Origin of the sequence: Streptomyces sp. NPDC085927, from assembly GCF_044540975.1 — a bacterium.
Classification (GTDB): domain Bacteria; phylum Actinomycetota; class Actinomycetes; order Streptomycetales; family Streptomycetaceae; genus Streptomyces; species Streptomyces hirsutus.
The window spans coordinates 134,207-146,372 of record NZ_JBITSN010000011.1 but is presented as its reverse complement, the minus strand read 5'-3'; the positions used below and the strand labels follow the sequence as shown (position 1 = coordinate 146,372).

Sequence of the window (12,166 nt, the reverse complement as noted above, 5' to 3'; positions counted from 1 at the left end):
TCAGGGGTGCGTGGCAGGATCGGTGCTGTACAGCCCTGTCGATGCCGACGACGTATGACGACGTATGAGGAGTCCGCCCGTGCCCGGTGAGAACCTGACCCGCGACGAGGCCCGGGAGCGGGCCGCACTGCTGTCGGTGGACGGGTACGAGGTGTCCCTCGACCTGCGCACCGCGGCCGATGCGACCGGCGCGACCGGCGCGACCGGCGCGACCGGCGGCGAGGGTGGAGGGGCCGCGGAGGGGCCGCGCACCTTCCGCTCGGTGACGACCGTCCGGTTCCGCTGCACGGAGCCCGGCGCGAGCAGCTTCGCGGACCTGATCGCGCCGGCCGTGACGGCCGTCTCGCTCAACGGGCGGGACCTCGACCCCGGGGAGGTGTTCGACGGTTCCCGGCTGCTGCTGGAGGACCTGGCCGCCGACAACGAGCTGATCGTCGACGCCCAGTGCGCGTACTCCCGTACCGGCGAGGGCATGCACCGCTTCGTCGACCCCGAGGACGGCGAGGTCTACCTCTACACCCAGTACGAGCCGGCCGACGCCCGCCGGGTCTTCGCCAACTTCGAGCAGCCCGACCTCAAGGCGCCCTACCGCTTCGAGGTGCGGGCCCCCGAGGGCTGGACGGTGTGGAGCAACGGCGTCGGCGAACTCGCCGACGGTGTGTGGCGGTTCGCGGAGACCAAGCCGATCTCGACCTACATCACCTGTGTGGTCGCCGGCCCGTACCACTGCGTCACGGACACCTACGAGCGCGAACTGCCCGACGGCACACGGCTGGAGATCCCGCTCGGCGCGATGTGCCGCAAGGCTCTGGCGCCGCACTTCGACGCCGACGACGTGTTCCTGGTGACCAAGCAGGGCCTGGACTTCTTCCACGACCACGTCGACTACCCGTACCCCTTCGGGAAGTACGACCAGGCGTTCGTGCCCGAGTACAACCTGGGCGCGATGGAGAACCCCGGACTGGTCACCTTCCGGGAGGAGTTCATCTTCCGCGGCAAGGTCACCCAGGCGTCCTACGAGGGCCGGGCCAACGTCGTCCTGCACGAGATGGCGCACATGTGGTTCGGCGACCTGGTCACCATGGAGTGGTGGGACGACCTGTGGCTGAAGGAGTCCTTCGCCGACTTCATGGGCGCCTTCTCGCTCGTGGGCGCCACCCGGTTCACCGACGGCTGGATCACCTTCGCCAACCGCCGCAAGGCCTGGGCGTACCGCGCGGACCAGCTGCCGTCCACGCACCCCGTCACCGCGGACATCCGCGACCTGCAGGACGCCAAGCTGAACTTCGACGGCATCACCTACGCCAAGGGCGCCTCGGTGCTCAAGCAGCTGGTGGCGTACGTCGGTCAGGACGCCTTCCTGGAGGGCGCCCGGCGCTACTTCAAGCGGCACGCGTACGGCAACACGCGTCTCGGTGACCTGCTGTCGGTCCTCGAGGAGACCAGCGGACGCGACATGACGGCGTGGTCGCGGGCCTGGCTCCAGACGGCCGGGGTCAACTCCCTCACTCCCCAGGTGCTGCTGGGCGCGGACGGCAGGGTCGAGGAGCTCGCGGTGGTGCAGGAGGCCGTCGAGTCCCACCCCGAACTGCGCCCGCACCGGGTCGCGGTGGGCCTGTACCGGCGTACGTCCGGCGGCGCGCTGGAGCGGTACGCGCGGGCCGAGGCGGACGTCGACGGGCCGCGTACGGTCGTCGCCGAGCTGGCGGGCGCCGAGGCGCCCGAGCTGGTGCTGGTCAACGACGACGACCTCACGTACTGCAAGATCCGCTTCGACGAGACCTCCCTGGCCACGCTCCGCGAGCACCTGGGTGCGCTGACCGACCCGCTGGCCCGCGCCCTGTGCTGGTCGGCGCTGTGGAACCTCACCCGGGACGCGCTGCTGCCCGCGCGGGAGTTCGTGGACCTGGTGCTGCGGTTCGGCGGGCGCGAGTCCGACATCGGCGTGCTGCAGATGCTGCACGCCTGGGCCGAGTCGGCGCTGGTCCACTACGCGGCGCCCGCCTGGCGGGAGACCGGCGGCCTGCTGCTCGCCGAGGGTGCCCGGCGCGAGCTGGAGGCGGCCGAACCGGGCAGCGAGCAGCAGCTGGCCTGGGCCCGCTTCTTCGCCCGGTCGGCCGCGGCGCCGGGCGACTTCCAGCTGCTCCAGGAGCTGCTGTCGGGCACGGTGACGGTCGAGGGGCTCGACGTCGACCAGGAGCTGCGCTGGGTGTTCCTGGAACCGCTGGCCGCGCACGGGTTCGCCGACGAGAAGGCGCTGGCCGAGGAGCTGGTCCGGGACGACACCGCCTCCGGCAAGCGCCACCAGGTCCGCTGCCTGGCCGCCCGCCCGTCGGCGGAGGTCAAGGCGCGGGGCTGGGCGCGGGTGGTGGAGTCGGAGGAGCTGTCCAACGCGCTGGTGGAGGCGACGATCGCGGGCTTCGCCCAGCCCTCGCAGCGGGAGCTGCTCGCGCCGTACGCGGACAAGTACTTCGCGGTGATCGAGCGGGTGTGGGAGGAGCGGTCCATCCAGATCGCCATGCACGTGGTGCGGGGACTCTTCCCCGAGCTGCTGGACTCGCCGGGGACCCTGGACGCGACGGACGCGTGGCTCGCGGCCCACGAGGACGCGCCCCCGGCGCTGCGCCGTCTGGTGCTGGAGGCCCGGGACGACCTGGCACGTGCGCTGCGCGGCCAGGCGTGCGACGCGGCGGCGGGGTGACCACGGGCGCGTCCCGCGGGCACGGCGGGCCGACGGGCGCCGCGGGCGCGGCGGACGCGGCGGACGCGGCGGACGCGGCGGACCGCCGGGGGCAGGGCACGAGTGCCGCCCCCGGCCCCGCCGCCGGGACACGCGCTCCGTGACCGTTACGGAATGCGGTCAATAACAGCCGTAACCCCTGGTCTCACCCGAATGGACCAGGGGTTTTCGGTATCCGAACACGCGTCCTTTAGGGCAGGCTTGTCCCTAATTGCCGACGGGTGTGTAACAGAGGTTCGGGAGCGGATCCGGCGCGGGAGATTGCCGGACATGAACCACGACTCCCCGCTCCCCCCGCTCTCCCCCCGCCCCCTGCACCACCTCGCCGCCGGCCCGCGGCGCGTGCTCACGACCGCCCAGCTCCGCTCGCACGGCGTCCCGGCCGCGGAGGTCGAGGACCAGTGCCGCCCCGGCGGTCCCTGGCAGCAGTTCCTGCCCGGTGTCGTCCTGCTCCACCCGGGTCCGCCGAGCAGCGAGGAGCGGCTGCACGGGGCGCTGCTGTACGCGGCGCGGGAGCGGTCCGTGCGCGTCCTCGTCCAGCCCGGTCCGGCCGACTCGACGGCGCCCCACTACGAGGACGCGATGATCACCGGGCAGGCCGCGCTGACCCTGCACGGCTTCTCCTCCGCTCCCCCGCTGCCCTCCCTGGAGACCCTGGACGTACTCGTCCCGCGGCTGCGCCGGCTGCGCTCCACGGGCTGTGTGCGCATCGTGCGCACTCCGGTGCTGCCGGCTCCCGAGCGGGTGGCGGGCGTACCGGTGGCGCCGGTCCCGCGGGCGCTGGCCGACACGGTGGCGGGCCTGGACGACGCGGGCGCGGTGCGCAGGCTGCTCATGGAGGCGGTGGTCGGCGGCCACTGCGAGGCGACCGCGCTGGTACGGGAGCTGACCGCGGCGAAGCTGCTGGGCCGGCCGCACGTGGTGCGCGCGGTGGACTCCCTGATGGCCGAGGGCCGCGCGCACGCGGAGGACGGCCTGTACCGGATGGTGCGCGCGTACGGTCTGCCCGACCCGCTGTGGAACGTCGACCTGCGCCTGCCGGGCGGCCCGCACCTCGGTGGCCTGGACGCGTACTGGCCGGAGCAGGCCGTGGCACTCGACCTGGACACCTGCCGGGAGAACCTCCCGGACGACGACGTCCTGCGGTCCGAGTACGCCCGCAAGCGGGAGCACCTGGAGCGGCTCGGCATCACGGTCGTGCGGGTCACCCCGCGCAGGCTGCGGGAGGCCGCGGAGCAGCAGGCGGCGGTGGTCCGTACCGCCCTGATGGCGGCGGACGACCGCGATCCCGCCGCCTACGTCGTGGTCCTGCCCCGCTGAAGCGGGCGGGCACGCCCCGGGCCGTCCGCTCCGGCTACGCCTTGAGCAGGAGTTCCGTGTTGCGGTCCCGGGGGGTGCCGCCGAGGTCGGTGCGGGCGCCGGGGGCGTTGCAGGACAGCTCGCGGTAGAGGGCGGCGAGGCCGGTCTGGGTGAGGTCGCCGTAGTCCGTGCGGGACGGGGCCGCGGACTCGACCAGGGTGGTGAACAGGGACAGGGTGCCGTCCTTGTTGTCCACCAGCTCGATGACGCGGGCGAGCTGGGGGAAGTCGACGTGGGAGGCGGTGGAGATCTCCCAGAAGGAGCCGGCCGAACCGGTGTGCGCGGTGACCGCGTTGCGGTGGATGTGGCCGTTGACCCAGGCCACCACGTTGCGGTGGGCGCCGAGGAGTTCGACGAGTTCCCTGCCGTCGTGGCGTCGCTCGTCGGGGCGGGCCGGGTCGCGGTGCGTGTTCGTCATCGACCCGCTGGTGTGGTGGCTGAAGACGATCGCGCGGGCGCCCTTGTGGGTGCGCAGCGTCCGCTCCAGCCACCGCAGTTGGGCCGTGCCGACGGAGCCCGCGTAGTGGCCGCCCGGGTCGGTGGTGTCGAGGCTGATGCCGATGACGTCGTCGGAGACGCGGAACGCGTAGTACTGGGTGCCCGCGTCGAGGTTGGCGGCGGAGTAGCCGTGCCCCACCGGGCCGAACCCGCGGTGCGCGGGGTCCAGGTGGGCCTCGATGTACTCGGCGGGCGTGAAGGGGGCGCGTGCCTCGTCGGGGGTCACCGGGCGCATGGCGCGGGCCTGGGACTCGAGGAACGCGCCGTACTGGACGCCCCGCGGGTCGGTGGCCTTCCTGATGGTCCGCTGGAGCTTCTTCGCCTCGGCCGCCCCGAGTTCCATCAGCTTCCGGCCGCCGACGGCGAGTTCGGTGAGGTACGGGTCGCCGTGGGAGGCGTAGCAGCCGAGCGGCATCGTGTCGTGGTTGCCGACGGTGGAGTACCAGGGGAGGTTGAGGCCGGGGCTGTTCACCTCGCGGACGGCCGCGGCGAGGAAGCCGTCGAGGTGCGGGAAGCCGAGCTGTTTGTCGGCGTCGCGGGTGGGGGCGTCCGGCTGCCAGTACTGTCGCAGACCGCTGTTCTGGACGCCTTCGTAGTGGCGCGGGTCCCCGCTGTTGGGGGTGACGCGGCCGCCGCTGAGCACCGTCAGGAACCAGTCCAGTTCGGAGCGGGCGTTGTTGTCGGTGTTGTCGCCGGTGGTCATCGCGAAGTGCAGCGGGGAGCCGGTGACGGGGGCGCCGCGCAGGGCGTTGATCCGCTCGACGAGGGAGACCGCGCCGTGCACGGTGAGCGCCTCGTGCGGCCGCCAGGCGTGCACATCGGTGGAGCGCAGGTACTCCAGGCGCAGCGGGTGCTGCGCGTCGATCACATGCAGGTCGGTGAGCTGCACGAACGCGGCGAGCGTGGTGCGGCGGTCGTCCCGGCCGGGGCGGGCGCCGGCCAGTTCGCCGCGTACCACCCGTTCCCAGCCGGGTCCTTCGTCGAGGCGCCGGTAGCCGGCGGCACGGCCGCCACGCGGTACGGACACCCCGGCGAGGGTGGTGCCGCGCGTGTACGGGGCGAGCGGGGCGGCCGGTGCCTGCCGGGAGGAGGTGAGTACGGCCTCGTCCGCGGCGGCGTCGGCGGTGCCGGCGGCGACGGCCTGGCCGCCACCGGGCCACAGGGCGTATCCGGCGCCGGCGGAGAGGGCGACCGCTCCGGTGGCGGCGAGGAGGGAGCGGCGGTGGAGTGCGGTGGAGTCGGCGACTGGGCGTATGCGCGACATGGCGCTTGTCCCCCCGGGTGCGAACGCATCGGCAGTGACCGCGGGGCGTTCGCCGGGCGAACATCCCGCTCGTACTGGATGCTTGGCAGCGGGAATGACCTGCGTGTGAACGCGACGGCAACGCGCGACACCGATCGCCGTACGTGGATCTTGGCCCCCCGGGCCGTCGGCACCCGCTTCCGCACCGGCCCGGAACCGGTCACGCTGCGTTCACTTGACAGGGAACCCGGACAGATCCATAACCGTCCATTCCGGTCACTTTTCTCAATTGGCATGTAAGGCCCAGACCTTCGCATGCCCGCGCCTCGGCCCTTCACCGTCACCCCCGCACGTCAGCCCTCCGCGTGCTCCACCCGTCCCGCCGCCGGGCGTTCCCGCCACAGCCGCAGCCCGATGTCGACCATGCTGATCCTGACCAGGTCCGGGACGGCGTCCAGGGGCTGCCAGGCGGCCAGTTCGGTGGAGCCGTTGATCTCGTTCCTCAGCTCGCCGCCGGTGATCCGCCCCTCGTAGACCAGCCGTACGGCGTGGTGGTCCCTGCGGCCCGGGCGACGGGCGAAGGCGCGCCGGGCGAAAGTGTGCCGGGCGGAGTTCACGCCGAGCAGGCCGGTGACCTCGATGCGGTACCCGGTCTCCTCCTCGACCTCCCGCCGCACGGTGTCGTACGGATCCTCGCCGTGCTCCATGCCGCCGCCCGGCAGGACCCACTCCGGAGCGCCTCCGCGCACCGGGGACCGGGCCAGCAGGAGCTGTCCGTCGCGCACCACCACGGCGTAGGCCGCCACCCTCAGGGTCTGCCGCATCCTGGGACGTTAACCCGCGGGCGCTCACGGGGCAGCCCGCGCGGGCGACTTGCCCGTTCCGTGCCCAGGCGCCCCATAAGCGCATCGCGGGTTTTCCCCATACCTTCATTTCGATTCCGCCAACCCTCGCCCAACACCCACCCCTTGAGTAAGGCTCAACGATCGTCCGGGACCGTATTCCGGACGCATCGCGGCCAGGGTCGATCGGCTCCGGTCGCTCCACGATGGTTCCTTTACTTACAAGGGATGCCGATGACCCATTCCTCCCCGCGCGAGTCGACAGCGGGTGCCAGACGCACGGCCCGTATCGTCCTGGCCGCCGGTCTCGTCGCCGCGCTCTCCGCCGTCGGCCCGATACCCCTGGCGGCCGCCACCGACGCGCCGGCCGCCGTACCCGTCGACGGCGACGTCAAGTCCGCCCACGACAAGCTCGGTTCGCGTGACGCGGACCTTCTCGCCGAGGCCAAGGCGGACGGCGTCAAGAACGTCACGATGATGATCGCCACCGCCCCCGGGAAGACCGAGCAGGTCGCCGGGGAGCTGAACGCGGTGAAGGGCGGTTCGGTCGGCCGGACCCACGACGAGCTGGGCTACGTACGCGCCACCGTTCCCACCGCCAGGGCGGACTCGGCCATCGCCGCCGCAGCCAAGCTCTCCACCGTGCACGGCATCGACCTGCGCGACGAGATCCCGCTCGACGACCCGACCCCGGCCGCGGACACCACCGCCAAGGCCGCCGGTGGCAAGGGCAAGGGCACTGCCGCCTACCCGGGACCCGACCGGCGGACCCCCGCGAAGAACCCGTACAACCCGTCCTTCGAGACGGGCGCCGTCGACTTCGTGAAGGACAACCCGAAGGCGGACGGCCGCGGCGTCACCATCGGCATCCTCGACTCGGGTGTGGACCTGGCCCACCCGGCGCTGCAGAAGACCACCACCGGCGAACGCAAGATCGTCGACTGGGTGACGGCGACCGACCCGCTCGTCGACGGCGACCTGACCTGGCGCCCGATGACCGAGTCGGTGGCCGGTCCCACCTTCACCCACGACGGAAAGACCTGGACGGCGCCCCCGGGCTCGTACCGGATCAGCACGTTCAAGGAGTCGTACACCCTCGGGGGCGACGCGGGCGGCGACGCCAACCGCGACGGCGACACCACCGACGCCTGGGGCATGCTGTACGACGCCGCGGCGGGGACCGTCCGGGTCGACCTGAACGACAACCGGGACTTCTCCGACGACACCCCGATGAAGCCCTACAAGGACGGCTTCCAGATCGGGTACTTCGGCACCGACGACCCGTCCACCGAGGTCGCCGAGCGCCAGCCGTTCGTCGTGGAGATCCGCAAGGACGTCGTCCGCAACGCGGCCGGCGACAAGGCCGACTTCGTCAACATCGGCGTCATCGAGGGCTCGCACGGCTCGCACGTCGCCGGCATCACCGCCGCCCACGGCCTGTTCGGCGGGAAGATGAACGGCGCCGCGCCCGGCGCGAAGATCGTCTCCTCCCGTGCCTGCACCTGGTCCGGCGGCTGCACCAGCGTGGCGCTCACCGAGGGCATGATCGACCTCGTCACCGAGCGCGGTGTCGACATCGTCAACATGTCCATCGGCGGCCTGCCCGCGCTCAACGACGGCAACAACGCCCGCGCCGAGCTGTACACCCGCCTCATCGACACCTACGGCGTCCAGCTGGTGATCTCCGCGGGCAACTCCGGCCCCGGCGCCAACACCATCGGCGACCCGTCGCTGGCCGACAAGGTCATCTCGGTCGGCGCGTCCGTCTCCAGGGAGACCTGGGCCGCCAACTACGGCTCCGTCGTGAAGACGAAGTACGCCATGATGCCGTTCTCCTCGCGCGGCCCGCGCGAGGACGGCGGCTTCACGCCGACGCTGATCGCGCCCGGCGCGTCGATCAACACCATCCAGACCTGGACGGCGGGCCAGCCGGTCGCCGAGGCGGGCTACGGCCTCCCGGCCGGCTACGGCATGCTCCAGGGCACCTCGATGGCGTCCCCGCAGGCCACGGGCTCCGCCGCGCTGCTGCTGTCGGCCGCGAAGCAGAAGCGGATCGACCTGACGCCCGCGAAGCTGCGCACCGCCCTCACCTCCACCGCCCAGCACGTCAAGGGCCTGCAGGCCTACGAGGAGGGCGCCGGTCTCATCGACCTCGAGGAGGCCTGGGACTCGATCCGGGACGGGGCCACCGCGCACGAGTACAGCGTGAAGGCGCCGGTCGACACCGCGATCGAGCAGTTCCTGAAGACCCCCGGCTTCGGCACCGGCATCTACGACCGCGAGGGCGGTCTGAAGGCCGGCCAGAAGAAGACGTACGACGTCACCGTCACCCGTACGTCCGGTCCCGACCGCGTGATCCGGCACGAGCTCGACCTCGCGAACAACACCGACCACGCCTTCCGCATCCTCGGTGACGACGAGGTCGGGCTGCCGCTGAACAAGCCGGTGACCGTCAAGGTCCAGGCCGCGCCCCGGTCCGCGGGCCTCAAGAGCGCCATCCTGGAGGTCGACGACCCCCGCACCGAGGGCGTCGACCGGCAGATCCTGAGCACGGTGGTCGTCTCGGCTCCGCTGGCGCACACCTTCTCCGCCTCGGGCACCGCCCAGCGCAACGCCACCACCTCCTACTTCGTCACCGTGCCCGAGGGCGCGAAGACGCTGGAGATCGGGCTCGGCGGACTGAAGGCCACGAGCCAGACCCGGTTCATCGCCCTCCACCCCTACGGTGTCCCGGCCGACCCGACGTCGACGGTCAACTGCTACCCGAACTACAGCAACCCGGCCAACACCTGCCGCCCCGACCTGCGTTCGTATGTGAACCCGCAGCCGGGCGTCTGGGAGATCGAGGTCGAGGCGCGCCGCACCTCGCCGCTGCTCGACAACCCGTACAAGCTGGACGTCGCCGTGCTCGGCGCGGTCTTCGACCCGGAGACCGTGACCGTGCCGGAGGCCGAGGTCGGCACCCCGGCCGACGTCTCCTGGAAGGTGACCAACCAGGCCGCCGGCCTGGACGGCAAGCTGGTCGGCGGCCCGCTGGGCTCCGCCAAGTCGACCCGGCCGGCCATCGCCAGGGGGGTCACGCACACCACCACCGTCACGGTGCCCGAGGGCGCCACGTCGCTCGACGTCGCCATCGGCAACGTCTCCGACACCGCCGCCGACCTGGACCTGGCGGTCCACAACGCGGCGGGCGCCCTCGTCGCCCAGTCCGCCGACGGCGACTCGGAGGAGTCGGTGTCCATCGCCTCCCCGGCGGCCGGCACCTACACCGTCAGGGTCGTGGGCTACTCCGTCCCGGCCGGTTCCACCGACTACGACTACCGGGACGTGTTCTTCTCCACCACGCTCGGCGAGGTCGCGGTCGACGGGGCCACGCCGGTGAGGATCGGCACGGGCGAGTCGGCCACCGTCTCCGGCACCGTCACGGCCGCCGCGGCGGCTCCCGAGGGCCGTGAGTTCTTCGGCCGGGTGCAGCTGGTCAACGCGCGCGGCACGGTCGCGGGCACGGGCAGCGTGACGATCGAGAAGGTCGTGCCGTAGCAGCCGACGGCTGCCGCGGCTGACCGTCTCCGACGCACCGGGGCGGGGGGGCGGGGCGGGGGGCGGGGGGGGGCCCCCCCCCCCCGCCGGCCGGGGGCCCCCCCCCCCCCCCCCCCCCGGGGGGGGGGGGGGGGGGGGGGGGGGGGGGGGGGGGGCGCCCCCGCCGGGGGGGGGGGGGGGCGCCCCCCCCCCCCCCCCCCCCCCCCCCCCCCCGCCCCTTCGTCGTCCGTGCGCCCTCCGGCCGTCACTCGCAGGTCAGGGCGCGTGAGGCGGGCAGGGCGGCGGTGACGCGCGCCCGCTCGGGGGCGATGTCCTCCTCACCGAGGATCACGGCGTCCGGGACGGAGCCCTCGCGGGGAAGGCCGACCATGACCAGGTCGCCGGTGCGGAGCCGGGGTGGGCCGGCCGGCCCGGTCAGGAAGGTGATCTCTTCGGCCTCGTCCCGTTCCCCTGCGGGGGCGTCCTCGTCCGGACCGGCCCCCGGCTCCGGCTTGTAGCGGCGGGTCACCTCCAGCGTGACGCGTTCCTGTCCGGTGCCCGGCACCGGCTCCACCGCCGACACCGTGCCCTCGGCGACGAGCCGGGCGCAGGCGAGGTAACGAGGGGTGCCGAAGCCGGTACCGGCCGACCCCTTGGCGCCCGGCGCCTCGTCGGTGCCCACCGCCTTCCGGTCGGCCTCGGCCGACGACGACATGCCGTCGCCCTGTCCGGCCTGCGTCACGAGCCAGCCCGTACCGAGGACCACCGAGGCGGCCGCCGCGGCGGCGAGCGCGCCGAAGGCGACCCTCAGCGGGCGACGGGCGCGGCGGGGCGGACGGGCGACGGCGGGCAGGGGCCGCACCGGTGCGGGGCCGGACTCCGCCTCCCGGGCCAGCGTGTCCCCGATGAGCCCCAGCTGCTCCCGCAGCACGGCGACATCGGCGGCCGCCACGTCCCGCGCGGCCATGAACGCCGGGTCCTGCCGGGCCGCCGCGGGCAGCGGCTCGTCGAGGAGCGCGGCCATGAGGGCGTCGACGCCGTCGTACTCGGTGCCGCGCTCGTCCCCGGTGCTGTTCCGCTCGCCCCCGGGGTCGTCCCGGTCGTCGTGGACGCTCACGTCACACCACCTCGTCCTCGTGCAGACGGGCGCGCAGGGCCCGGACCGCCGTGTGCAGCCTGCTCTTGACCGTGCCCTCCGGCACGCCGAGCTGCTCGGCGATCGAGCGCACCGGAAGGTCGGCGTAGAACCGCAGCACGACGACCTGGCGCTGGGCGTCGGGCAGTCGGTCCAGGCCGCGGGCGACGGCGAGGGAGAGCAGGCGGGTCTCCTCGTCGGCGGGGGGCTCGGCGGGGCGCAGCGCGGCGAGGCGTTCGCCGAGCCGCTCCTGGCGGCGTTTGGCCCGGTGCCAGTCCATGGCGAGGTTGGAGGCGACCACCGCCGCCCACGCCGAGACGTCCCGGGGCGCCTCCTGCCCGTTCGCGGCGCGTTCCAGCAGCCGCAGCCGGACCTGCTGCACCCCGTCCGGCAGGTCGGTCTGCGGCACCCCGCCGAGCGCGAGCACCGCCCGTACCCGGCGCTCCTGCGCCGCGTCCAGCGGGTCGTCCTCCGCGGCGCCGTACGCCTGCCGGCCACGCCGGATCCTTCCGCGCAGCACTGCCCACCCCCCTCACCCCGTTTCCCCTACGACGCCGGCGGGGCCCGGAACGTTCGCCCGTCGCGCGAACCGGGCAGAGGCGTACGTCACACCTCTGTGTGGGGGGAGTCGGGTGGGGCAGGGAACCTTGCGGCCGCCGACCCCCGAAGGACGAATTCCTGCAGCTCAAAGGGGTGGCGACCGCAGGTCCGCGACCGGTGGCGCCTGCTCGCGCGTCCCACTGTGCGGGCAGGGGGCGCAAAGAATTGGACAGGCGGGCCGTGGTCGGCCGCATGATGGAAACGCCCGGCCGTCGGGCAAAGGGCACATG

Annotated in this window: 7 protein-coding genes; 3 read left to right on the top strand and 4 right to left on the bottom strand. The window is 73.4% G+C overall.

Annotated elements, in window-relative coordinates; translation table 11 throughout:
* Positions 1–79 precede the first annotated feature (79 nt).
* Positions 80–2,701 carry an aminopeptidase N gene (pepN, locus tag ACIF80_RS26405; RefSeq protein WP_399809242.1) on the top strand — a complete coding sequence of 874 codons (2,622 nt, stop codon included), beginning with the start codon at positions 80–82 and terminating at the stop codon, positions 2,699–2,701.
* A gap of 309 nt (positions 2,702–3,010) precedes the next feature.
* Positions 3,011–4,060 carry a hypothetical protein gene (locus ACIF80_RS26400; protein WP_399809240.1) on the top strand — a complete coding sequence of 350 codons (1,050 nt, stop codon included), beginning with the start codon at positions 3,011–3,013 and terminating at the stop codon, positions 4,058–4,060.
* A 34-nt stretch (positions 4,061–4,094) separates the two neighbouring features.
* Here the strand turns inward: ACIF80_RS26400 and ACIF80_RS26395 are convergent, their stop codons facing one another.
* Both ACIF80_RS26395 and ACIF80_RS26390 read right to left on the bottom strand, forming a co-directional pair.
* The gene (locus ACIF80_RS26395) at positions 4,095–5,861 is read right to left on the bottom strand and encodes a TIGR03767 family metallophosphoesterase (protein WP_399809237.1); all 1,767 of its coding nucleotides are present in this window, start codon (positions 5,859–5,861) and stop codon (positions 4,095–4,097) included.
* Between the two features lie 332 nt (positions 5,862–6,193).
* Positions 6,194–6,664, bottom strand: coding sequence for an NUDIX hydrolase (locus ACIF80_RS26390; RefSeq protein ID WP_399809234.1), 471 nt, complete (start codon positions 6,662–6,664; stop codon positions 6,194–6,196).
* A gap of 252 nt (positions 6,665–6,916) precedes the next feature.
* On the opposite strand from ACIF80_RS26390, the gene ACIF80_RS26385 reads away from it, so the two are divergent.
* Positions 6,917–10,222 (top strand): S8 family serine peptidase, encoded by a 3,306-nt coding sequence (locus ACIF80_RS26385; RefSeq protein ID WP_399809231.1) that lies wholly within the window; start codon positions 6,917–6,919, stop codon positions 10,220–10,222.
* A 244-nt stretch (positions 10,223–10,466) separates the two neighbouring features.
* On the opposite strand, the gene ACIF80_RS26380 is transcribed toward ACIF80_RS26385, so the two are convergent.
* Positions 10,467–11,318: a hypothetical protein gene (locus ACIF80_RS26380; RefSeq protein ID WP_399809228.1), complete on the bottom strand. Its 852-nt coding sequence runs from the start codon at positions 11,316–11,318 to the stop codon at positions 10,467–10,469.
* A gap of 1 nt (position 11,319) precedes the next feature.
* Positions 11,320–11,856, bottom strand: a complete 537-nt coding sequence (locus ACIF80_RS26375; RefSeq protein WP_399809225.1) for an RNA polymerase sigma factor — start codon at positions 11,854–11,856, stop codon at positions 11,320–11,322.
* Between the last annotated feature and the right edge of the window lie 310 nt (positions 11,857–12,166).